At 67.7% G+C, this 22,832-nt stretch carries 24 protein-coding genes; 9 read left to right on the top strand and 15 right to left on the bottom strand.

Annotation, left to right across the window (positions count from 1 at the left end; translation table 11 throughout):
• Positions 1-2 precede the first annotated feature (2 nt).
• Complete coding sequence (locus AU185_RS23930; protein WP_059101660.1) at positions 3-923, top strand: MBL fold metallo-hydrolase; 921 nt, start codon at positions 3-5, stop codon at positions 921-923.
• Between the two features lie 72 nt (positions 924-995).
• Here AU185_RS23930 and rlmB read toward each other — a convergent pair whose 3' ends face one another.
• The 4 genes from rlmB to carD are packed head-to-tail and all read right to left on the bottom strand — an operon-like array spanning position 996 to position 4,381.
• Entirely contained in the window at positions 996-1,943 is a 948-nt protein-coding gene (gene rlmB / locus AU185_RS23935) for a 23S rRNA (guanosine(2251)-2'-O)-methyltransferase RlmB (RefSeq protein WP_059101661.1), read from the bottom strand.
• Positions 1,944-3,344 carry a cysteine--tRNA ligase gene (gene cysS / locus AU185_RS23940; protein ID WP_059101662.1) on the bottom strand — a complete coding sequence of 467 codons (1,401 nt, stop codon included), beginning with the start codon at positions 3,342-3,344 and terminating at the stop codon, positions 1,944-1,946.
• Positions 3,345-3,389: 45 nt separating this feature from the next.
• Entirely contained in the window at positions 3,390-3,875 is a 486-nt protein-coding gene (gene ispF, locus AU185_RS23945; RefSeq protein ID WP_059101663.1) for a 2-C-methyl-D-erythritol 2,4-cyclodiphosphate synthase, read from the bottom strand.
• 17 nt (positions 3,876-3,892) lie between these two features.
• Positions 3,893-4,381 carry an RNA polymerase-binding transcription factor CarD gene (carD, locus tag AU185_RS23950; protein ID WP_003888533.1) on the bottom strand — a complete coding sequence of 163 codons (489 nt, stop codon included), beginning with the start codon at positions 4,379-4,381 and terminating at the stop codon, positions 3,893-3,895.
• A 340-nt stretch (positions 4,382-4,721) separates the two neighbouring features.
• On the opposite strand from carD, the gene AU185_RS23955 reads away from it, so the two are divergent.
• The 3 genes from AU185_RS23955 (at position 4,722) to disA (ending at position 7,913) form a co-directional block, all read left to right on the top strand.
• A complete protein-coding gene (locus AU185_RS23955) occupies positions 4,722-5,288 on the top strand; it encodes a copper chaperone PCu(A)C domain-containing protein (protein WP_059101664.1) in 567 nt (188 codons plus the stop codon).
• A 75-nt stretch (positions 5,289-5,363) separates the two neighbouring features.
• Entirely contained in the window at positions 5,364-6,764 is a 1,401-nt protein-coding gene (radA, locus tag AU185_RS23960) for a DNA repair protein RadA (RefSeq protein ID WP_059101665.1), read from the top strand.
• 30 nt (positions 6,765-6,794) lie between these two features.
• The gene (gene disA / locus AU185_RS23965; protein WP_059101666.1) at positions 6,795-7,913 is read left to right on the top strand and encodes a DNA integrity scanning diadenylate cyclase DisA; all 1,119 of its coding nucleotides are present in this window, start codon (positions 6,795-6,797) and stop codon (positions 7,911-7,913) included.
• Between the two features lie 14 nt (positions 7,914-7,927).
• On the opposite strand, the gene AU185_RS23970 is transcribed toward disA, so the two are convergent.
• Both AU185_RS23970 and AU185_RS23975 read right to left on the bottom strand, forming a co-directional pair.
• Positions 7,928-8,698: a hypothetical protein gene (locus tag AU185_RS23970; protein ID WP_059101667.1), complete on the bottom strand. Its 771-nt coding sequence runs from the start codon at positions 8,696-8,698 to the stop codon at positions 7,928-7,930.
• Between the two features lie 59 nt (positions 8,699-8,757).
• Entirely contained in the window at positions 8,758-9,378 is a 621-nt protein-coding gene (locus tag AU185_RS23975; RefSeq protein ID WP_059101668.1) for a carbonic anhydrase, read from the bottom strand.
• On the opposite strand from AU185_RS23975, the gene AU185_RS23980 reads away from it, so the two are divergent.
• Positions 9,377-10,312: an HhH-GPD family protein gene (locus AU185_RS23980; protein WP_059101669.1), complete on the top strand. Its 936-nt coding sequence runs from the start codon at positions 9,377-9,379 to the stop codon at positions 10,310-10,312. The two genes, AU185_RS23975 and AU185_RS23980, sit on opposite strands and share 2 nt — an antisense overlap.
• On the opposite strand, the gene AU185_RS23985 is transcribed toward AU185_RS23980, so the two are convergent.
• Positions 10,249-11,235, bottom strand: coding sequence for a GlxA family transcriptional regulator (locus tag AU185_RS23985; RefSeq protein ID WP_059157016.1), 987 nt, complete (start codon positions 11,233-11,235; stop codon positions 10,249-10,251). The two genes, AU185_RS23980 and AU185_RS23985, sit on opposite strands and share 64 nt — an antisense overlap.
• A 71-nt stretch (positions 11,236-11,306) precedes the next feature.
• Here AU185_RS23985 and AU185_RS23990 point away from each other — a divergent pair, with 71 nt between their 5' ends.
• A complete protein-coding gene (locus tag AU185_RS23990) occupies positions 11,307-11,561 on the top strand; it encodes a hypothetical protein (RefSeq protein ID WP_059101671.1) in 255 nt (84 codons plus the stop codon).
• On the opposite strand, the gene AU185_RS23995 is transcribed toward AU185_RS23990, so the two are convergent.
• Positions 11,535-12,329, bottom strand: coding sequence for an alpha/beta fold hydrolase (locus AU185_RS23995; RefSeq protein WP_059101840.1), 795 nt, complete (start codon positions 12,327-12,329; stop codon positions 11,535-11,537). The genes AU185_RS23990 and AU185_RS23995 overlap by 27 nt on opposite strands.
• Positions 12,330-12,384: 55 nt before the next feature.
• On the opposite strand from AU185_RS23995, the gene mhuD reads away from it, so the two are divergent.
• Both mhuD and AU185_RS24005 read left to right on the top strand, forming a co-directional pair.
• Complete coding sequence (mhuD, locus tag AU185_RS24000) at positions 12,385-12,708, top strand: mycobilin-forming heme oxygenase MhuD (protein WP_059101672.1); 324 nt, start codon at positions 12,385-12,387, stop codon at positions 12,706-12,708.
• The gene (locus AU185_RS24005; protein WP_197413460.1) at positions 12,689-14,059 is read left to right on the top strand and encodes a serine hydrolase; all 1,371 of its coding nucleotides are present in this window, start codon (positions 12,689-12,691) and stop codon (positions 14,057-14,059) included. The genes mhuD and AU185_RS24005 overlap by 20 nt, the downstream gene beginning before the upstream one ends.
• On the opposite strand, the gene AU185_RS24010 is transcribed toward AU185_RS24005, so the two are convergent.
• The 6 genes from AU185_RS24010 to lysS form a co-directional block, all read right to left on the bottom strand.
• Positions 14,056-14,607: a histidine phosphatase family protein gene (locus tag AU185_RS24010; protein ID WP_059101674.1), complete on the bottom strand. Its 552-nt coding sequence runs from the start codon at positions 14,605-14,607 to the stop codon at positions 14,056-14,058. The genes AU185_RS24005 and AU185_RS24010 overlap by 4 nt on opposite strands.
• Positions 14,604-15,401 (bottom strand): CbtA family protein, encoded by a 798-nt coding sequence (locus AU185_RS24015; RefSeq protein ID WP_059101675.1) that lies wholly within the window; start codon positions 15,399-15,401, stop codon positions 14,604-14,606. The genes AU185_RS24010 and AU185_RS24015 overlap by 4 nt, the downstream gene beginning before the upstream one ends.
• Positions 15,402-15,422: 21 nt before the next feature.
• Positions 15,423-15,638, bottom strand: a complete 216-nt coding sequence (locus AU185_RS24020) for a CbtB domain-containing protein (protein ID WP_059101676.1) — start codon at positions 15,636-15,638, stop codon at positions 15,423-15,425.
• Positions 15,639-15,960: 322 nt separating this feature from the next.
• Positions 15,961-18,504, bottom strand: a complete 2,544-nt coding sequence (gene clpC1, locus AU185_RS24025; RefSeq protein ID WP_059101677.1) for an ATP-dependent protease ATP-binding subunit ClpC — start codon at positions 18,502-18,504, stop codon at positions 15,961-15,963.
• Between the two features lie 271 nt (positions 18,505-18,775).
• Entirely contained in the window at positions 18,776-19,117 is a 342-nt protein-coding gene (gene lsr2, locus AU185_RS24030; protein ID WP_059101678.1) for a histone-like nucleoid-structuring protein Lsr2, read from the bottom strand.
• Positions 19,118-19,229: 112 nt separating this feature from the next.
• The gene (gene lysS / locus AU185_RS24035) at positions 19,230-20,762 is read right to left on the bottom strand and encodes a lysine--tRNA ligase (RefSeq protein ID WP_059101679.1); all 1,533 of its coding nucleotides are present in this window, start codon (positions 20,760-20,762) and stop codon (positions 19,230-19,232) included.
• A gap of 23 nt (positions 20,763-20,785) precedes the next feature.
• Between lysS and AU185_RS24040 the strand changes: the two genes are divergently transcribed.
• Complete coding sequence (locus AU185_RS24040) at positions 20,786-22,018, top strand: alanine racemase (RefSeq protein ID WP_059101680.1); 1,233 nt, start codon at positions 20,786-20,788, stop codon at positions 22,016-22,018.
• On the opposite strand, the gene AU185_RS24045 is transcribed toward AU185_RS24040, so the two are convergent.
• The gene (locus AU185_RS24045) at positions 22,015-22,830 is read right to left on the bottom strand and encodes a type III pantothenate kinase (RefSeq protein ID WP_059101681.1); all 816 of its coding nucleotides are present in this window, start codon (positions 22,828-22,830) and stop codon (positions 22,015-22,017) included. The genes AU185_RS24040 and AU185_RS24045 overlap by 4 nt on opposite strands.
• Positions 22,831-22,832 lie beyond the last annotated feature (2 nt).

Genomic DNA, 22,832 nt, shown 5'->3' on the forward strand with positions numbered 1-22,832 from the left:
CTATGCGCCTCAAGCTGGGCAGGCCGGACCTGACGGACTATGCGAACTACTTCGACGTCCCAATCGCAGCGCCGGACGCCCCGCTGACAGTGACCTGGGCAGGTGTCACGACGCTGCTGATCGACGACGGCGATTCGGCCGTGCTGACCGACGGGTTCTTCTCGCGGCCCGGACTCGGCGAAGTTGCGCTGCGGCGGCTCGCGCCGTCAGAACCGCGCATCGACGGCTGCCTGACCCGCCTACGCATCGACCGGTTGCAAGCCGTCCTACCGGTTCACACTCACTACGACCACGCGATGGACAGCGCGGTGGTCGCCGAACGGACCGGTGCGAGCATCGTGGGCGGAAAGTCGGCTGCCCAGGTGGGCCGCGGCCACGGGCTGCCGGAGGACCGCCTGGTCGTCGTCACCGCCGGGGAGGCCGTCCGGCTCGGCGCCTACGACGTCACGCTCATCGAGGGTGATCACTGTCCACCCGACCGGTTCCCCGGTGTCATCGCCCGACCGGTCATCCCACCGGTCAAGGCGTCGGCATACCGATGTGGCGAGGCGTGGTCCACGCTGGTTCACCACCGTCCGTCGGACCGACGCCTGCTGGTGATCGGCAGCGCGGGGTTCGTCCCCGGCGCGCTGGCAGGGCTGCGCGCCGACGTGGTGTATCTCGGTGTCGGTCAGCTCGGGTTACAACACGAGCGATATCTCGTCGACTACTGGCAGGAGACCGTGCGGACGGTGCACGCGCGCCGCGTGGTGCTCATCCACTGGGACGACTTCTTCCGTCCGCTGCACGAACCGCTGCGCGCACTGCCCTACGCCGCCGACGACCTTGATGTTTCGATGCGGGTGTTGTCGCGGTTGGCCGACGAGGACGGCGTCGCGCTGCACCTGCCCACGCTCTGGCAGCCCGCCGATCCGTGGATCTGATCCGTTTTCCGCGAGCAGACGCCAAGTGCTCCGAAATGCCCTCGGAATAGGGCACTTTGCGACTGCTCGCGCTCAGACCGGACGGCGTTGACGGGCGATCTCGGCGAGTACCACGCCCGCGGCCACCGACGCGTTCAACGACTCGGTGGGTCCCGCCATCGGGATGGACACCACGGCGTCACAGGTCTCCCGCACCAGCCGCGACAGCCCCTTGCCCTCGGAACCGACCACCACGACGATCGGCCCCGACCCGTCGAGTTCGTCGACGGTGGTGTCCCCGCCGGCGTCCAACCCGACAACCTGTAAGCCGGCGTCGGCCCAACTCTTCAGTGTGCGAGTGAGATTCGTCGCGCGGGCAACCGGCAATCGCGCCGCGGCACCTGCGCTGGTGCGCCACGCCACCGCGGTCACCGACGCCGACCGGCGTTGCGGGATCAATACACCGTGGCCGCCGAATGCTGCCACCGATCGCACGATCGCGCCGAGGTTGCGGGGATCCGAGATGTTGTCCAGAGCCACCAGCAGGGCCGGCGAACCGGCCGTTCTCGCCGACGCGAGCAAGTCGTCGGGGTGCGCGTACGAGTAGGGCGGAACCTGAAGCGCCACACCCTGATGCAAGCCGTTGGTGGCGATCCGGTCGAGATCGTGGCGCGGCACCTCGAGAATCGAGATGCCCGCATCGGCCGCGATCTGCACGGCCTCGGTGAGCCGTTCGTCGGCGTCCGCGCCCAGCGCGACATACAGCGCCGTGGCCGGCACATCGGCCCGCAGGCACTCCAGCACCGGATTGCGGCCCAGCACGATTTCGGTGTCGTCGGTCTTCTTGCCCTGCCGCCGCCCCTGCGACTTTGCCGCCTTGGCCGCGCGCTTTGCGGCCGGATGATTCGGGCGCATATGCGCGGGCGGGGTGGCGCCGCGACCCTCGAGCCCCCGTCGCCGCACACCGCCCGACCCGACCGTCGGCCCCTTCTTGGTGCCCGGCTTGCGGACCGCCCCCCTGCGCCGAGAATTGCCCGCCATCTACTTGGTGTACCCGTCGAGCAGCGTCCACTGCGGGCCGTCGGCGGTGTCGGTGACCTCGATGCCCGCTTCCTTGAGGCGGTCTCGGATCGCGTCGGCCTCGGCCCAGTCCCGCCGGGCCCGGGCGTCCTCGCGGCGCTTCACTTCCGCCTGCACCAGCACGTCGACCGCGGCCAACGCGGCCGACGTCTCGTCCTTGGATTCCCAGCGCTCGTCGAGTGGGTCGGCGCCGAGAATGCCCATCATCGCGCGGATCGACATCGCGTGGCCCAACGCGGTCTCGTGGTCGCCGACGTCGAGGGCGCGATTGCCCTCGGCGCGGGCGGCGTGTACCTCGGCCAGCGCGATCGGCACCGCCAGGTCGTCGTCGAGCGCCGCGGCGAATTTCGGCGTCCATTCGCCGGGCACCACCGCACCCACGCGGTTGCGCACACGGTGCAGAAAGTCCTCGATCCCCGTGTATGCCTTCGCCGCGTCCTGCAGCGCCGTCTCGGAGAACTCGAGCATCGACCGGTAGTGCGCGCTACCCAGGTAGTACCGCAGTTCCGAGGCCCGGACCCGTTGCAGCACAGCGGGAATCGCGAGCACGTTGCCCAGCGACTTGCTCATCTTCTCGCCGCCCACGGTGACCCAGCCGTTGTGCAACCAGTACCGCGCGAACGGGTCGCCGGCGGCTTCGGCCTGGGCTATCTCGTTCTCGTGGTGCGGGAACACCAGATCCATCCCGCCGGCGTGAATGTCGAACTCGGCGCCGAGGTACGCCTCGCACATCGCGACGCATTCGGTGTGCCAGCCCGGCCTGCCGCGGCCCCACGGCGTCGGCCAGGACGGTTCACCGGGTTTGGCGCCCTTCCACAACGTGAAGTCGCGGTCGTCGCGCTTGCCGGTCGCGACGCCCTCACCCTGATGCACGTCATCGATCCGGTGGCCGGACAGCTTCCCGTAGCCCGGCATGCCGAGCACGTCGAAGTACACGTCACCGCCGCTGGCGTATGCGTGCCCGCGTTCGATCAACCGCTCGATCAACTCGACCATCTGGGTGATGTGACCGGTGGCGCGCGGTTCGGCGGACGGTGGCAGCACGCCGAGCGCGTCGTACGCGGCCGAGAACGCGCGCTCATAGGTGGCGGCCCACTCCCACCACGGCCTGCCCGCATCGGCTGCCTTGTTGAGGATCTTGTCGTCGATGTCGGTGACGTTGCGAATGAACGCGACGTCGTAGCCCCTGGCCAGTAGCCAGCGCCGCAGCACGTCGAATGCGACGCCGCTGCGAACGTGTCCGATGTGTGGCAGCCCCTGCACGGTGGCCCCACACAGGTAAACGGAAGCGTGGCCGGGGCGGACCGGGACGAAATCGCGTACAGCACCGGTCATGGTGTCGTACAGCCGCAGTTCGGTCACCCTTCCCGACCGTTCGCTCCACTCACGACCGGCCAGCTTACCGGCCTATTCGGGCTTCACCACCAACGCGGTCGCGATCGCGGCGAGACCCTCGCCGCGGCCGGTCAGGCCAAGCCCGTCGGTGGTGGTCGCGCTCACCGACACCGGGGCGTCGAGCAATCCGGACAGAAGTTCCTGCGCCTCGCCACGCCGCGGGCCGACCTTGGGCCGATTGCCGATGACCTGTACGGCCGCGTTGACTATGTGAAAACCCTGCCCGGCGACCAGCTGACGGACGTGACGCAACATGTCCGCGCCGCTGGCGTCCCGCCACTCGGCACGGCCGGTGCCGAAGACTTCGCCGAGATCGCCGAGGCCGGCTGCCGACAGAAGCGCATCGCACAGGGCGTGCGCCGCCACATCGCCATCGGAATGGCCGGCGCAGCCGTCGGCGTCATCGAACAGCAGGCACAACAACCAGCACGGCCGCCCGACCTGGATGGGGTGCACGTCGGTGCCGAGCCCGACTCGGGGCAGGCCCGCCGCCGACATCAGCGAGTACGCAGCCTTCAGGAGGCGGCGGCGAGTGCCTCGTCGAGAATGGTCGCGGCCTTCTCGTCGTCGGTGTTCTCGGCAAGCGCGAGCTCGCCCACCAGGATCTGCCGCGCCTTGGCCAGCATCCGCTTCTCCCCCGCAGACAGGCCACGCTCCTGATCGCGTCGCCACAAGTCGCGGACGACTTCGGCGACCTTGTTCACGTCACCTGAAGCCAACTTCTCGAGATTGGCCTTGTACCGCCGCGACCAGTTGGTCGGCTCCTCGGTATGGGGGGCGCGGAGCACCTGGAAAACCTTGTCCAGGCCCTCCTGTCCGACGACGTCGCGCACCCCGACATACTCTGCGTTCTCGGCGGGCACTCGAACCGTGAGGTCGCCTTGGGCGACCTTCAAGACGAGGTATTCCTTCTGCTCACCTTTTATGGTCCGGGTTTCGATCGCTTCGATCAACGCAGCACCGTGGTGGGGATAAACAACGGTGTCTCCGACCTTGAAAATCATCAGTTTCGAGCCCCTTTCACACATCAATGCTAGCACGGGGCCGAGTCGGGGGTGCACCAACGGTGCAGGTCAGGGGCACCTCAGGAGAACGCCAGGGGTTGACACGACGGCGAATCCATGCATGGCTCCGGGCTCTGATCGGTGTCTCGTCGGCGCCCCGGCGGTAGCCGCCGCAGAGCCCTGAACACGCAGTTACCGATCTTGACGGGTGGCTGTGGCGAGAGTTTTCCCCGCCCACTCGGCCCTCAGCTACCGCCCGCTGCGAGCACCTACTACTGTGCATAGTCGAATCCCCGCGGCCGGACGCATCGGTCGCCCGACGGTCGAGCAGGAGGCAAGAGTGGACCGCTTCAAACTGGCCGCCTGTGGGCTGGCTGCCGCCGTCGCACTCGTTGGCTGCAGTTCCGGTCAGGTTTCGCAGATGACGTTGCAGGAACCGGCCGTCAACGGCACCAGCGCCGACCTCGGCGCGATCGCGTTGCGCAACGTGCACCTGCGGGCCGAGCAAGTGAGCGATTACGTCCAGCCGGGCAAAGAGGTGGAGCTGATCTTCCAGGCGTCCAACGCCTCGCCCGACACGGCGGACAAGCTGGTTTCGGTCACCTCCGACATCGGCAAGGTGACACTGACCGGTGACACCACGCTGCCGGCCGGCGGCGCGCTCACCGTCGGCGCGCCCGACGGACAGATCACCCCATTGGAGAGCGTCGAGGCGGCCGAAGCCGCCGAGGCGAAGGTGACGTTGTCCAAGCCGATCACCAACGGGCTGACGTACGACTTCACGTTCAAGTTCCAGAAGGCCGGCGAAACCACCGTGCCGGTGCCGATCTCGGCGGGCGAGGCGCCGCGGCGTGTGGACGCTTCCGAAGCGGGCGACACGGCCGGCGGTCACGGCGGCGGGCACTGAGCGAAGTCGGCGACACGGCGGCTCAGCACTGAGTTTCTGTCGGTTTCTGTCGGCGGCGCCGGTTACCGTCACAGCGTGGCCAAAGGTGGCGTCAATGCTCGTTCGCAGTACCGCTGCTCCGAATGCCACCACATCACCCTCAAGTGGGTCGGTCGCTGCCCGGAGTGCGGCACCTGGGGCACGGTCGACGAGGTAGCCGTCCTCTCCGCCGTGGCCGGAGCGGGCGCGCGACGTTCGGTCGCACCCTCCTCCCCGGCCGTGCCGATCACCTCCATCGATCCCGGCCGCACCCGCCACTTCCACACCGGTGTCACCGAATTCGACCGGGTGCTCGGCGGCGGCCTGGTTCCCGGCTCGGTGACGCTGCTGGCCGGCGACCCCGGCGTCGGCAAGTCGACGCTGCTGCTGGAGGTCGCGCACCGATGGGCCGCGGCCGGTAGGCGCGCGCTGTACCTCTCGGGTGAGGAGTCCGCAGGCCAGATCCGGATGCGGGCCGAACGCACCGGATGCACCCACGACGAGGTCTACCTGGCCGCCGAATCGGACCTCGCGACGGCGCTCGGGCACATCGACGAAGTGCAGCCCAGCCTGGTGGTGGTCGACTCGGTGCAGACGATGTCCAGCACCGAGGCCGACGGTGTCACCGGCGGCGTCACCCAGGTGCGGGCGGTCACCACCGCGCTGACGTCCTACGCCAAGGCCGCCCGATCCCGGGGCGTCGCGATGATCCTCGTCGGTCACGTCACCAAGGACGGCGCGATCGCGGGGCCCCGCTCACTGGAGCACCTGGTCGATGTCGTCCTGCACTTCGAAGGTGATCGCGCGTCGTCGCTGCGGATGGTCCGCGGTATCAAGAACCGGTTCGGCGCCGCCGACGAGGTGGGCTGCTTCCTGTTGCACGACAACGGAATAGAGGGGGTCGCCGACCCTTCGGCCCTGTTCCGCGACCAACGCCCCAAACCCGTTGCGGGCACCGCGATCACGGTCGCTCTCGACGGTAAGCGTCCCTTGATCGGTGAGGTGCAGGCGCTGATCGGGCCACCCGCGAACGGGACTCCGCGGCGGGCGGTCAGCGGTATCGACGCGTCACGCGCTGCGATGATCACCGCGGTGCTCGACAGGCACGCGGGCCTGGCAGTGGGCACGCGCGACATCTACCTGTCCACTGTGGGCGGGATGCGGTTGACCGATCCATCGACGGATCTCGCGGTCGCGGTGGCCATCGCGTCGTCGACGATGAACCTGCCCATGCCGGCCGAGGCGGTCGCGATCGGCGAGGTCGGCCTGGCGGGTGACCTGCGCCGGGTCACGTGCATGGACCGTCGACTGGCCGAGGCGGCGCGGCTCGGCTTCACCTCGGCGGTGATACCGCCGGGCGTCACGTCCGTTCCTGCGGGCCTGCGCGCGATCACCGCCGACGACATCGGTTCGGCGTTGCGGGTTTTACGCGAAATCAGCAAAGATCAGCGAAGATAGTGCAATGGCGGCCGAACCTAGGGAGGGGCGATGGCCGTGAAGGCGGGCGGCAGATCGGGCCGCACCGTAGTGCCGTTGGCCCGGCCGACGCTGCGCGAGACCATTGCCCGGCTGGCGCCCGGAACCGCGCTGCGCGACGGTCTCGAGCGCATCCTGCGCGGGCGCACCGGCGCGCTGATCCTGGTCGGCTACGACGACAGCGTCGAGGCGATCTGCGACGGTGGGTTCTCCCTCGACGTCCGCTATGCGCCGACGCGGCTTCGCGAGCTGTCCAAGATGGACGGCGCCGTGGTGCTCTCCAGCGACGGCAGCCGCATTCTGCGGGCCAACGTGCAACTCGTCCCCGATCCGTCGATCCCCACCGAGGAATCGGGGACCCGGCACCGCTCCGCCGAGCGCGCCGCGATCCAGACCGGCTATCCGGTGATCTCGGTGAGCCATTCGATGAGCATCGTGACCGTGTACGTGGCCGGCGAACGTCACGTGATCCCCGACTCGGCGACCATCCTGTCGCGCGCCAACCAGACCATCGACACCCTCGAGCGTTACAAGACGCGCCTCGACGAGGTCAGCAGGCAGCTCTCGACGGCCGAGATCGAAGACTTCGTGACGTTGCGCGACGTGATGACCGTGGTGCAGCGGCTCGAGATGGTTCGTCGCATCAGCCTCGAAATCGACTCGTATGTAGTCGAACTCGGCACTGACGGCCGTCAGCTCAAGCTGCAACTCGAGGAGCTGGTGGGCGACAACGACACCGCCCGCGAGCTGATCGTGCGCGACTACCACGCGAATCCCGACCCGCCGTCGGCGGCGCAGGTGAGCGCCACGCTCGAGGAACTCGACGGCCTCTCCGACAACGAGCTGCTCGACTTCACCACGCTGGCAAGGGTTTTCGGCTATCCGTCGACGATCGAGGCGCAGGATTCGGCGATGAGCTCACGCGGCTACCGCGCGATGGCCGGGATTCCGCGCCTGCAGTTCGCGCACGTCGACCTGCTGGTGCGGTCGTTCGGCTCGCTGCAGGGCCTGCTGGCGGCCAGCGCAGGCGATCTGCAGTCGGTCGAGGGCATCGGCTCGATGTGGGCGCGCCACATCCGGGAAGGCCTGTCGCAGTTGGCCGAGTCGACGATCGCCGACCGGCTGGCCTAGAGGTCTACTGCGGCTCAGCCCGCGGGTGCGGGTGCGGGTCCCGGCGGCGGCGCGGCACCGTTGCCGTGCACCGGCGACTGGGGCGCGGCGAGGATGAACGGCACCGTCGCCGACCGCAGATTGCCCAACTGCACGACCAGGTTGTACGTGCCTGGTCCGATGGGTTGCCGCGGCAGCGGGCAGCCCGGCGCGGAGCCCATGCCCGTCCAGGTGACCTCCGTCGTCACCTGCTCGCCGGGCTGAAATGCCTTGACCAGCGTTTCGTTCGACGGCGCACAGTCGAGGTTGGACCAGAGCCGGGTGTTGTCCAGCGAGTACACGTAGGCCGCCAGCACCGCGGCGCCGACGTCGCGTTTGCAGCCGACCAGCCCGATGTTGGTGACGACCATCGTGAACTTCGGCTGATCACCCACGACGTACTGCGGTTGGTTGGTGATGCCCTTGACGGCGAGCGTCGAATCAGGGCAATCGTCGCCCTCGTTGAGGAGCGGCGGCGGCACCACGGCCGCGGTCGGCGTCGCCGTCGGGGGCGGCGCGTCCTGCGCCGGCGGCATCACCGGCGTCTTGACTTCGGGATTCTCCCCCGGCAGCGGGGTTGGCGCGGCCGCCGCGGTGGACGCAGACTTCTCCGCGTTCTCGCTGTCGGTGCCCCCGGCGCTCTTCACGACCACGACCACGATGGCCGCGATCACGCCGATCACGAGTACCGCTATGCCCAGCGCGAGTGCCCTGCGACGCCAGTAAATCTGCGTCGGTAGCGGGCCATGCGGTTCCAGATCCAGCACAAGTTCAAGGTAAGGCCAGGTCACGTCTTATCGCCCGAGGTGACCCGGCGTGTCGCCGCTTAGGCTTCGCCGATGTCGCCCAAGTGGTTCCGCAGCGCCACCCGACCGTCGGCCAGGTGATAGGTCAGCCCGACGATCGCCAGGTCACCCGCCGCGACCCGTTCGGCGATGGCCGTGGAACGGGCCATCAACTGCGTTCCGGTCTCCGTCACGTGTCGCGCCTCGAACTCGTCGACCCTGGTCAATCCCTCACGCCGGCCCGCGAGGATCGACGGCGTGACCCGCTCGACGATGTCACGAACATAGCCGCCGGGCACCACGCCGTCGTCGAGCGCGGAAATCGTTGCTTTCACGGCGCCGCAGCTGTCGTGACCGAGTACAGCGATGAGCGGCACGTTGAGCACCGAGACCGCGAACTCGATGGAACCGAGCACGGCGGTGTCGATGACGTGGCCGGCGGTGCGGACCACGAACATGTCGCCCAGACCCTGGTCGAAGATGAGTTCGGCCGCCACCCGGCTGTCCCCGCACCCGAACACAACCGCCGTGGGGTGTTGCGCCGCGGCGAGGCTCGCGCGGTGTTCGACGCTCTGGCTCGGATGTACGGGCTTACCGGCGACGAAGCGCTCGTTACCCTCTTTGAGTGCTTTCCATGCGGTCACTGGGCTGGTGTTCGGCATGACCGACATTGTGCCTCAGCTGCTCGATTGGTTTGACCGCGGGCAGCGCGACCTACCTTGGCGCAGACCTGAGGTCACGCCGTGGCAGATCCTGGTCAGCGAGTTCATGCTGCAACAGACGCCGGTCGCCCGGGTCGAGCCGATATGGCTTGCGTGGGTGCGGCGTTGGCCCACACCGTCGGCGACCGCGGCGGCCGGTGCCGCCGACGTGTTGCGGGCGTGGGGCAAGCTGGGCTACCCGCGCCGCGCCAAGCGGTTGCATGAGTGCGCGACGGTGATCGCAGCCGAGTACGACGACGTGGTGCCGTCCGACGTCGAGACGCTGTTGACGCTGCCGGGTGTCGGCGCGTACACGGCGCGCGCGATCGCCTGCTTCGCCTACCACCAACGGGTGCCGGTCGTCGACACCAACGTTCGTCGCGTCGTCGCCAGGGTGGTGCACGGTCGGGCCGACGCACCGGCATCGTCGTCGCCGCGTGACCTCGCCGACGTGGAGGCTCTGCTTCCCGACGACGAACTGGCGCCGAAGTTTTCGATCGCACTGATGGAGCTGGGCGCGACGGTGTGTACCGCGCGGGCGCCGCGGTGCGGGGTGTGCCCGCTGGACGTGTGCGCGTGGCGTTCGCGCGGCTTCCCTCCGTCGACGGCGCCGGCGCGCCGCGCGCAGCGCTATGCGGGCACCGACCGGCAGGTGCGCGGCCGTCTGTTGGATGTATTGCGCGGCAACGACTCTCCGGTCACCCGCAGGCAGCTCGATGCGGTTTGGTTGTCCGATACCGCCCAACGCGACCGGGCACTGGATTCGCTGTTGGTCGACGGCCTCATCGAACAGACAGCCGACGGCCGGTTCGCGCTGGCCGGCGAAGGCGCTCAGGCGGTGGCCGCCGATTCCCCGTTGGATTCCTCTGTGTTACAAGCGAACCTGCGGCGGTAGTCCGACGGTGTCACTCCGATGATCCTGCGGAAGTGGTGGCGCAGCAGCGTCGCGGTGCCGAAGCCGCTGCGTTCGGCGATCCGGTCGACATCGAGATCCGTCTCCTCCAACAGGGTGCGCGCGTACAGGACACGTTGATCGGTGACCCATTGCATCGGCGTCCGACCGGTCTCTTCTACGAATCGGCGTGCGAACGTGCGCGCCGACATGTGCGCACGGGCGGCCAACGTGGCGACCGTGTGCGGTTTGTCCAGATTGCCCAGGATCCAATCGAGGTGCGGTGCAAAGCGTTCCGAACATCGCACCGGGATCGGCTGGTCGATGTACTGGCGTTGACCGCCGTCGCGTTGCGGCGGAACCACCATTCGGCGGGCGATCTTGTTGGTCACCTCGCTGCCGAGTTCGCGTCGGACCAGATGCAGGCACGCGTCGATTCCCGCCGCGGTGCCCGCACTGGTGATCAGATTGCCGTCGTCGACGAACAACACGTTGCGGTCGACTTTGGCGGTGGGGTACTTCTGGGCGAGTTCGTCGGCGTGCATCCAGTGCGTGGTGCAGGGCCTGCCGTCGAGCAGCCCCGCGGCACCCGCGACGAACGCACCCGAGCACACGGTGAGGATGATCGACCCGGCGTCGGCGGCGGCCACCACGGCGGCCAGCGCCTCGGGCAGGTACTCCGATCCGCCGATCGCCGGGATCGCGACGAGGTCGGCGCCGACGAGGTCGTCGAGGCCGTGTTCGGGTGTGATCGTCGCCCCGACGGAGGTGCTGACCGGTCTGCCGGGTTGGGGTCCGCAGATCTTGAAGTCGAAATTGGGCACGCCGTCGGCGGAGCGGTCGATTCCGAAGACCTCGCAGATCACGCCGAACTCGAAAATCGCTAGACCGTCGAGCACCAGCGTCGATACGCTCTTTATCGCCATGGCAGCATTTTATCTCAATATGTCATTCCTGCCACTGGTGGCTGGATATGTCTCGGCGAAAGATTACTGCCATGACCACTGCACTGACACTCCTGCTTCTGGCATCCCCGTTCGCGGTGGCCGCGGCGTTCGGTTGGGTCGCCCACCGCTCGGGCGTCCTGCGGCTGCACCCTGACCAGTTCCGCGTCGCGGCGCCGATGGCGGGCCGGCTCTTCGAGGACGACCGCGACCTGCTGCGCATCGAGCATGATCTCGACGCGATCCGCACCCGGTTCGAGCGCGCGTCGGGCTGGTCCTCCTCAGCCGCCCTCGGGAAGCGCCGATAGGAACGACTCGACCGCCTGCCGGTAGGCCTGCGGTGCGTCGTCGTGCACGAGGTGACCTGCGCCGGGCACACGCAGATACGTCGTCCGGTGGCCGGTCTGCGCCATCTCAGCCATCTGAGCCATCTGGCCTTCAGGTGTGACGGAGTTGCCCGCCTCGAGAAGCAGCGCCGGTACGCGCACCGCTTCCCACTCGCGCCAGTAGTCGCGGGTGCCCCACTCGGCGGCGATTTCGATCCACACCTTGGGCTCACCGTGTAACCGCCAGCCGGTCGCTGTGCGGTCGAATGCCTCCAGAAAGTACTGGCCGGCCACCGGTCCGAACTCGTCGTAAACCCGTTGCGCGGAGTCGAATTCGATCGGCAGCGCGTGCAGCCACGGCTCCCACGGCCCGGTGGTGCGGCCGCGGAAGTCCGGTGCCATGTCCTCGACGACCAACGCCTCCACCAAGTCGGGTCGCGTCGCGGCCAGGCACCAGGAGTGCAGGCCGCCCATCGAATGCCCGATCAGGACGCTGGGCCTGCCGATTGTCGCCACCGCGTCGCCGAGTTCTTCGACGAACCTTTCGGTGCTGATCGGGCCGGCCTCGTCGACGTCACGGCCCCGGTGCCACGGCGCGTCGTAGGTATAGACATCGCCCAGCTGAGTCAGCCACGGGAGCTGGCGAGTCCACGTGCTGCCCCGCCCCATCAGGCCGTGCACGAGGACCAGCGGGCGGCCCCTACCACCGCGACGGGTCAGGTGGGCCCACTCGCGTGCTGGGGACGGCATGGGAGACATCATCGTGCCTCGGGATGCGCGCAGTGCATTCGGTAGCCTTTAGCGCATGCCCAGCCAGAACCCCGTGGTGAAGATCAACGCAATCGAGGTCCCGCCCGACGCCGGTCCCGAACTGGAGAAGCGGTTCGCACACCGCGCCCATGCCGTCGACAACCAGCCCGGCTTCCTCGGCTTTCAGCTTCTGCGCCCCGTCAAGGGCGAGAACCGCTACTTCGTGGTGACGCAGTGGGAGTCCGAGGAAGCTTTCCAAGCCTGGGCCACGGGCCCGGCCATCGAAGCGCACAAAGGCCAGCAGGCCAACCCGGTCGCCACCGGTGCGTCGCTGCTCGAGTTCGAGGTCGTCCTCGACGTTGCGGGTGCCACTCACTAGGGGCAGGCGTACCGCGCGCCGCGCGCTCGGGCTGACGGTCGCAGTCTCCGTCGTCGTCGCGCTCGCCGGTTGCTCGAAGGTCCACACCCCACCGGCCGACGCCGCATACGGCACGCCGATCGAGATCAACACGCCGCAGGGTCTGCGGGCCAAGCAGACCCTGGACATGCTCAACTCCGACTGGCCGATCGGCCCGGTGGGGGTGCGCACGCTGGCGGTTCCCGAGAAGGTCGACGACATCGCGTTCAAGCTCGACCGGATCTGGTGGGACCGGCCGTTCACCGTCACCGACGTGGAGATCGGCGCCGGCCAAGCCAAGGTGGGTGTGCTGACGTCTTATGGCGTCGCACAGGAAATCGACCTGAGCACCAACGGCGCCGGCATGGTCGACGGGTTGGACGTGTCGCTACGGCCGCCGGTCATCGACGAATGGGCTGATGTCGATGCCGAGCTGACCAAGTCGGGCGCGCGATATTCGTATCAGGTGTCGAAGGTGGAAGCGAACCGGTGCGAGGTGGTGGCCGGGACCAACACCGAACTGTCGCTGCCGTTGGCGTCGATATTCAAACTCTATGTGCTGCTTGCGGTTGCCGACGCAGTGAAGGCCGGCACGCTCGCGTGGACCGACACGTTGACCATCACGAAGCGAGCCAAGGCGGTCGGATCGGCCGGTCTCGAAGAACTGCCGCCCGGCGCCCGAGTGTCGGTGAGAACTGCTGCGCAGCAGATGATTTCGGCGAGCGACAATATGGCCACCGATCTGCTGATCGCGCGCCTCGGTCCCGGTGCGGTGGAGCGGGCGCTGGTCGCGGCGGGCCATCACGACCCGGGCAGCATGACGCCGTTCCCGACCATGCACGAGATGTTCTCGGTCGGTTGGGGTCGACCGGACCTGCGCGAACAGTGGCAGCAGGCGGTCGAACAAGGCAAGCCGCAGGCTCGTGCGCAACTGCTGAAGCAGACGAATTCGCGCCCCTACGAACCGGATCCACAACGCACGCACACCCCGGCGTCGAACTTCGGCGCGGAGTGGTACGGCAGCGCCGCCGACATCTGCCGCGTGCACATCGCCCTGCAGGCGGCCGCTGTCGGCGAGGCCGCACCCGTCAAGGACATCCTCGCCGCGATTCCCGGCATCGATCTGGACCGGTCCAAGTGGGACTACATCGGCGCCAAGGGCGGAAACCTGCCGGGCGACCTGACGTTCAGCTGGTATGCCGTCGACCACACCGGCCAGCCGTGGGTCGTCAGCTTCCAGTTGAACTGGCCCAGGTACCGCAGCCCGACGGCCGCGGGTTGGCTGTTGTCGATCGTGCGCCAGGCCTTTCGCCTGGAGCCGCTGAGCGGTTAGCGGTTCGACCGGAGCGTCCACGCGTGCCCGCGAAAGTGCATCACCGTGCGGCTGACCGGCGCAACGTCGATGCGCCAGAACGACTTTGCGGGCGCATCGAGCGCCACCAGAATGGCCGCCCGGATCACCGCCGGGTGCGTCACCACGACGATCCTGCTGCGGACCGTCGTCAGCGACTCCATCCAGTCGCGCACCCGCTCGACCAGGTCGACGACCGATTCGCCGCCGTGCGGTGCCCGCGTCGGGTCGGTCAACCAGACCGCCAGATCGGCCGGTCGCACCCCACCGAGGACGTCACCGCGCCATCGCCCGCAGTCGAGATCGGCCAGCCGACTGTCGACCTCGGCCTGCAGACCGAGCAGTTCGGCGGTCTGCCTGGTGCGCTTCTCAGGTCCGCAGAACGCGGCATCTGCGACACCCAGGTCGATGGACGCGTCGACCTGCCGGTGGCCGATCGGGCTCAACGGCTCGTCGGTCGGGAATCGTCCGGCCGACATCGCGTCCGTCAACGCATGCGACACGAGCGTCAGCCGAACGACCTCGCTCACAAACGAACGCTCTCCCGCCGCTTCTCGCCGAGCAGCCGCGCGGCCATCGCGCCGAACGCCAGGGCGATCGTCGTGTAGATGACGACCTGTGTGCCGAGAGAAAACAGCCGGAACTCGTAGAGCACGTCGGCCGGGAAGCCCTCGTAGACGATGGTGCCCGCATCGTCGCGCAGCGGCCCGGGCGTTTCGTGGATGGCCGGCAGCACCAGCATCAGCACCGCGACCGCAACGACGTAGGACCCCGCAGCGGCCAACGTCGCGTTCCATGCGCCCAGCCGGTCAGCCAACCGCCTACCCAGATACACCGCGCCGACCAGCAGCGCCGCGGACAACACCACCATCAGCAGGTACAGCAGCGTGCGCTGGCGGATCGTCTCGTCCAGGCTGAGCGCCGGTGGGCTCGCCGGATACTTCAGCGAAGGGACGATGTAGAGGCTCAACAACATTCCGCCGGCCACGTACACCGACAGCAGCCGCGCCGAGACGTCGCCGACGCGCCCGTAGGCCACCGTGAAGACCACCGCGAACAACGCGGCGATCGCGACACTGAAGGCCAGCACACCCAAGCCCATGCCGATGTTGGCCTGCACGACACGGTCGAACCCGCCCCCGTCACCGTGGCTGTGGCCGCCGTGCGCGTGGCCTGCCATCGCTTCGTGCGCGGCGCCGACGCCCTCCTCGTAACCGATCGCCCGCTCGATGACTGGTTCGACGAAGATGCGGGCGAAGACGAACGCGAACAGTCCGGCCAGGGCGCCGGCGAGCAGGCCGCGCCCGATGATCTGCTTTTCCATTGTCTTCGGTGTGCCGTGCGCTCAGTGGCAGGGGAAGCCGAGCAGGTGGCGGGCGTCATGCACGAACTCGTGGATGACGGTGCTGTTGCCGAACACCGACGTCGCACCCTGATCCATGCCGACGAAGTAGAGCACCAAGAGCGCGAAGAACGCGGTGAACGTCAACCACATCACCGCCTTGGTCGCCGAGAAGTCCAGCGCGGGCGCAACGCTCTTACGGGCCTCGGGAGAGGTCATGTCGGTGTCCTTTCCGGGATTTCGCGTCCCAGTTCCCGCACGACGAGCCGTGCATCGGGTCGAGCTGACGGCGAACGTCGGGTCTGACTTGACACAGTGGCGCGACCGTTCTGGATTCTCACCAGATTCCTTCGCCCGCCGATTACATCGCACATCCTAAACGGATTGCGCCGGCCGTGAGCGCCGGACCAGAAAAGGCTTCTTCGCCGAGTGCACGCTGTGCGTACGGTTTTACGGGTTTCGCGTACACCGACCGTACTTTCGGCGGTCCATGAGAACGGGCGGCCACCCGGGTAGGGTGACCGCCCGCTTCCAGCGTGAATTACTCGGCCGCGCTGGCCGCTCCGGCCGCACCGGCCTGAGCAAGGTCGGGCTCGGCCACCGGAGCCGGTTTCTTGGTTCCCTTGAACGTGAACACCGCATCCTCGCCGGCGCCTTCGCCGTCCCAGTTCTCGACATCGACAGTGACGAGCTGGCCCGGGCCGATCTCGTCGAACAGGATCTTCTCCGACAGCTGGTCCTCGATCTCGCGCTGGATGGTGCGCCGCAGCGGCCGCGCGCCGAGCACCGGATCGAAGCCGCGCTTGGCGAGCAGTGCCTTGGCCATGTCCGTCAGCTCCAGCGTCATGTCCTTGGCCTTGAGCTGGTTGGACACCCGGCCGATCATCAGGTCGACCATGCGGATGATCTCGTCGCGAGTCAGCTGGTGGAAGACGATGATGTCGTCGATGCGGTTCAGGAACTCTGGGCGGAAATGCTTCTTCAGCTCGTCGTTGACCTTCTGCTTCATGCGCTCGTAGTTGTTCTCGCCGCCACCCGGGCTGAAGCCCAGTCCGACCGCCTTGCTGATGTCGGACGTGCCGAGGTTCGAGGTGAAGATCAGCACGGTGTTCTTGAAGTCGACCGTGCGGCCCTGGCCGTCGGTGAGGCGGCCGTCCTCGAGGACCTGCAACAGGCTGTTGTAGATCTCCTGGTGCGCCTTCTCGATCTCGTCGAACAGCACGACGCTGAACGGCTTGCGGCGCACCTTCTCGGTGAGCTGGCCGCCCTCCTCGTAGCCGACGTAGCCCGGAGGGGCACCGAACAGCCGCGAGGCGGTGAAGCGGTCGTGGAACTCGCCCATGTCGATCTGGATGAGCGCGTCGTCGTCGCCGAACAGGAAGTTGGCCAGCGCCTTGGACAGCTCGGTCTTACCGACACCAGATGGGCCGGCGAAGATGAACGAACCGGACGGGCGCTTGGGGTCCTTCAGCCCGGCGCGGGTGCGGCGGATCGCCTTCGAGACCGCCTTGACGGCGTCCTCCTGGCCGATGATCCGCTTGTGCAGCTCCTCCTCCATGCGCAGCAGCCGAGTGGTCTCCTCCTCGGTCAGCTTGAACACGGGGATGCCGGTCCAGTTGCCCAACACCTCGGCGATCTGCTCGTCGTCGACCTCGGCGACGACGTCGAGATCACCTGAGCGCCACTGCTTCTCCCGCTCGGCGCGCTGGGCGACCAGCTGCTTCTCCTTGTCGCGCAGGCTCGCCGCCTTCTCGAAGTCCTGCGCGTCGATCGCGGACTCCTTCTCCCGGCGCGCATCGGCGATCTTCTCGTCGAACTCGCGCAGGTCTGGCGGCGCGGTCATCCGGCGGATGCGCATCCGGGCGCCGGCCTCGTCGATCAGGTCGATCGCCTTGTCCGGCAGGAACCGGTCGTTGATGTAGCGGTCGGCCAGCGTGGCGGCCGCGACCATCGCCGAATCGGTGATCGAGACGCGGTGGTGCGCCTCGTACCGGTCGCGCAGACCTTTGAGGATCTCGATGGTGTGCTCGACCGTCGGCTCACCGACCTGAACCGGCTGGAACCGGCGCTCGAGGGCGGCGTCCTTCTCGATGTACTTGCGGTACTCGTCGAGCGTGGTGGCGCCGATGGTCTGCAGCTCCCCGCGGGCCAGCTTCGGCTTGAGGATGCTGGCCGCGTCGATCGCACCCTCGGCGGCGCCCGCACCCACGAGCGTGTGCAGCTCGTCGATGAACAGGATGATGTCGCCGCGGGTGTTGATCTCCTTGAGGACCTTCTTCAGGCGTTCCTCGAAATCACCGCGATACCTCGAGCCCGCGACCAGCGAGCCGAGGTCGAGCGTGTAGAGCTGCTTGTCCTTCAGCGTCTCGGGGACCTCGCCGTGCACGATGGCCTGGGCCAGGCCTTCGACGACGGCGGTCTTGCCGACGCCGGGCTCGCCGATCAGCACGGGGTTGTTCTTGGTGCGGCGGCTCAGCACCTGCATGACCCGCTCGATTTCCTTCTCGCGGCCGATGACCGGGTCGAGCTTGCCCTCCATCGCGGCGGCGGTCAGGTTGCGCCCGAACTGGTCGAGCACCAGCGAGGTCGACGGGTTGCCGGCCTCACCGCCGCGGCCGCCGGTGCCGGCCTCCGCGGTCTCCTTGCCCTGATAGCCGCTCAGCAGCTGGATGACCTGCTGGCGCACGCGCGTCAGCTCGGCGCCGAGCTTGACCAGCACCTGGGCGGCGACGCCCTCTCCCTCACGGATCAGGCCGAGCAGGATGTGCTCGGTGCCGATGTAGTTGTGGCCGAGCTGCAGCGCCTCGCGCAGGCTCAGCTCCAGCACCTTCTTGGCGCGCGGGGTGAACGGAATGTGGCCGGACGGCGCCTGCTGGCCCTGGCCGATGATCTCCTCGACCTGGCTGCGCACGCCCTCGAGCGAGATGCCCAGCGACTCCAGTGACTTGGCCGCTACACCTTCGCCCTCGTGAATGAGTCCCAACAGGATGTGCTCGGTTCCGATGTAGTTGTGGTTGAGCATCCGGGCCTCTTCTTGAGCCAGGACGACGACCCTGCGGGCACGGTCGGTGAATCTCTCGAACATCGGTGGTTACCTGCTCTCCATCAATAGGTCGGTGCCATGCGCCTCGAAGGCTCCGAGCGACGCACCGCACCTGCCGTCCACTCTAATGGGCGGCTCGCCCCGATGCCCCGCCCGCCGGTCAGCTCTGCGCGGACAACGGCATCAATGCGTATCGGGTCGAATACCCGACGCTACCGAGTAGCAACGCGTCGACGGGGGGATTCGTTTCCCGATCGAGCCGCAGCAGGTTCGCGGCTAGCGAACGGGCTGGAGAACTCCCCGGACTCCCCGGCTACGTCGCCGCGTGGAAGGCGTCGATCACGTCGGCGGGTATGCGGCCGCGGGTCGAGACATTGTGGCCGTTGCGCCGCGCCCACTCCCGGATGGCCGCACTCTGCTCACGGTCGATGGCCGCGCGCCCGCGTCCCGACCCTGCGGAACGGCCGCGTCGACGGCCGCCCACCCGCCGGCCGGCCTCGACCCACTGCTTCAGGTCATTCCGCAACTTCGCGGCATTCTTCGAAGAAAGGTCGATCTCGTAGCTCACCCCGTCGAGGCCGAATTCAACCGTCTCGTCAGCCGCACCTTCGCCGTCGAAATCATCGACCAACGTAACGGTAACTTTCTTCGCCATTTTTCCCACACGCCCTTCTGCGCGATCACCGGATCGCGGTTAAGTCCTCGAACCCCGGCACCAATGTGCCATATGTGTGTGCCCCCTTCAACATAATCAGAATAGACGGTGTTCAGTTCCCGTGACGCCGAACAATCGGAAACAAAACTGTCTCCCGAATCGACAGTCCCGTCAATGCCATCAACAACCTATCGATGCCCATTCCGGTGCCCGTGGATGGCGGCATTGCATACTCCATGGCGGCGAGAAAATCTTCGTCGAGAGCCATTGCCTCGTCGTCGCCGGCGGCCGCCGCCTTGGCCTGGGCTTCGAACCTTTCCCGTTGGATTACCGGGTCGACCAGCTCGGAATACCCGGTGGCCAACTCGAAGCGCCGGATGTAGAGATCCCATTTCTCGGTGACGCCCGGAATGCTGCGGTGTTCGCGCGTCAGGGGGGTCGTCTCGACGGGAAAGTCGCGGACGAAGGTCGGTGCCCACAGCGTGTTGCCGACGGTGTGCTCCCAAAGCTCCTCGACCAATTTCCCGTGCCCGTAACCGCGATCACGCGGAATCTCGACACCGAGCCGATCCGCGATCTTCCATAACCGTTCGGCCGCCGTTTCGGGAGTGATGTCTTCGCCCAGTGCTTCGGATAGCGACGGATACATTTCGATGGACTGCCATTCGCCGTCCAGATCGTAGACTGTGCCATCAGGCAATGGCACGTTTCGCGTTCCGATCGCCTCATCGGCAACCTCTTGAATAAGCTCTCGGATCATGACTGCGGAATCGTCGTAGGTTCCGTATGCCTGATATGTCTCGAGCATCGCGAATTCCGGTGAATGTGTGGAATCTGCGCCTTCGTTTCGGAACACCCGATTCAGCTCGAAGACGCGCTCGAATCCGCCGACCATCGCCCGCTTGAGAAACAGTTCGGGCGCGATGCGAAGGTACAGGTCCGCGTCCAGCGCGTTGGAGTGCGTCACGAAAGGCCGGGCCGCTGCGCCGCCGGCGAGCGTCTGCAGCATCGGTGTTTCGACTTCGAGGAAACCGCGCCGTTCCAGCGCCGACCGCAGCGCCCGCACCACTGCGACTCGCTGACGGGCAATGGCACGGGCCTCGGGCCGCACGATCAGGTCGATGTAGCGTTGCCGCACCCGCGACTCTTCGCTCATCTCCTTGTGCGCGACCGGCAGTGGCCGCAAGGCTTTCGAAACAATTCGCCAGGAATCGGCCAGCACGGAGAGTTCGCCGCGCCGGGAGCTGATCACTTCGCCGTGGACGAACACGATGTCGCCGAGGTCGACGTCGGCTTTCCACGCGTCCAGCGATTCCTGTCCGACCTTGTTGAAGCTGACCATCGCCTGCAGCTGGGTGCCGTCGCCCTCCTGAAGGGTGGCAAAACAGAGCTTGCCGGAGTTCCGGGCGAACATCACGCGGCCGGCGACCCCGACGATCTGGCCGGTCTCGGTGTCGGCGGCCAGGTCGGGATAGGCCTGGCGGATCTCGGCCAGGGTGTGGGTGCGCGCAACCTCGACCGGGTACGGGTCCCGCCCCTCGACGAGCAGTCGCTCACGCTTGGCCTGACGGATCCGGTACTGCTCCGGAATGTCGGCCTCGGATGCCGCTGCCGGTGCGGTGCGGGGCGAGTCAGGTTCGGTCACGTCGTGCCAGCTTAAATGAACCCATGACGGCCCCGATCAGCGCAGCGGCCGTGGCCGCGCTGGCCGACGAACCGCTGGACTGGCGGTTCAAGGGGCTGCCCGCCGCCTGGTGGGGCCGCACGGTCGAGGAAATCTGTGGGCGCAGGCCCGATCTGTTCGCCGACGGCGCCATCGGCCCGGTCTGCGTCCTGCGGGCCGAGGCGGTGGCACACAACATCACGACCATGGCGCGGTGGTGTGCCGCGCACGGAGTGCAGTTGGCTCCGCACGGCAAGACGCACATGGCGCCGCAGCTGCTGGCCCGTCAGCTCGAGGCCGGAGCCTGCGCGGTCACCGCCGCCACCGTCAGCCAGGTGCGGGTGTTCCGGGCGTTCGGGGTGCGTGACGTGATCCTGGCCAACGAGCTCGTCGACGAGGCCGGGTTGCGCTGGCTCGGCGGCGAGCTCGATGCCGATCCGGCCTTCAACGTGACGTGCTGGGTGGACTCGGTCCGAGGGGTGGAGTCGATGGCGTCGGCGTTGGCCGCCGCCGGCACGGTCCGCCCGGTGGATGTGTGCGTCGAGGTCGGCATGCCGGGCGGGCGCACCGGTTGCCGTGACCGCGACACCGTCGACGCGGTGGCCCACGCGGTCGCCGCCTCGGATCGGTTGCGGCTCGTCGGAGTGGCCGGATACGAGGCCGCCCTCGGCCACGGGCTGGAGACGATAGGCGCGGTCACGTCGCACCTGACGGATGTGCGCGCCGCGGTGCTGCGGTTGGCGCCGCTCTTCGAGACCGACGTCGTGCTCGCCACCGCCGGCGGCAGCACATACTTCGATGCGGTGGCCGAGGCCCTGACCGGCTGGCCCGCCGGGCTGTCGGTGCGCGTGATCCTGCGCAGCGGCTGCTACCTCACCCACGACGACGGCCTGTACCGGCGGACGTCGCCGCTGCGCGACGCGCTGCGGCCCGCGCTCAGCGTCTGGGCGCAGGTGATGTCGCGCCCGCAACCCGATTTGGCGCTGTTGACGATGGGCCGCCGAGACGTGTCGTTCGACCAGGATCTGCCGGTGCCGCGACGGTTGCCGGCCAGCAGCGTCACCAAGCTCAACGATCAGCACGCGTACCTTCGTCTGGAGGGCGGCGACTCCGTCGATGTCGGCGATTGGGTGGAGTTCGGGATCTCCCATCCCTGCACGGTGTTCGACAAGTGGCCGATGATCCCGATGCTCGACGAGGCGGACCGCGTCGTCGACCTGATCCGCACGTTCTTCTAGCGGGCTTGTTTGAGGCGGCCGCGTTGGTTGTCGCGGTTGCGCTCGAATACCAATCGCAGGCCGTCGAGGGTGAGGTGCTCGTCGTAATGCTGAACGGTCCGCATGTCCGGCAGCACCAGCGGCGCGGTGTGTCCGGTCGCGACCACGGCAACGTCGGTGCCCGAGAAGCCGTCGACGTCGTCGCGGATGCGTTGCACCAGCCCGTCGACCAGCCCCGCGAACCCGAACACCGCACCGGCCTGCATGCATTCGACGGTGTTCTTGCCGATGACCGATCGTGGCCGGGTCAGCTCGATGCGCCGCAGTGCCGCCGACCGGGCCGCCGCCGCGTCGGAGGACACCTCGACACCAGGAGCTATCGCACCGCCGAGGAATTCGCCTTTCGCCGACACGACGTCGACGCAGATCGACGAGCCGAAGTCGACCACGATCGCAGCTGTGCCGTACTTGTGGTATGCGGCAAGGCAATTCACGATGCGGTCGGCGCCGACCTCTTTGGGGTTGTCCACAAGTAGCGGAATGCCGGTGCGCACCCCGGGCTCGATCAGCACGTGTGGCACCGTCGGCCAGTACTGCCCCAACATCTCGCGCAGCTCGTGCATCACCGAGGGGACGGTCGACAGGCCGGCGGCCCCGGTCAGATGTTCGGAGTCGTCACCGATTAGGCCGTCGATGGTCAGCGCGAGTTCGTCGGCGGTCACCTCGGATTCGGTGCGGATCCGCCACTGCTGAACGACTTTCGCATGATCTCCCGAGCCCGATACCAACCCCACGACGGTGTGGGTGTTGCGGACGTCGATCGCAAGTAACACGC

The organism is Mycobacterium sp. GA-0227b (assembly GCF_001499855.1).
Classification (GTDB): Bacteria; Actinomycetota; Actinomycetes; order Mycobacteriales; family Mycobacteriaceae; genus Mycobacterium.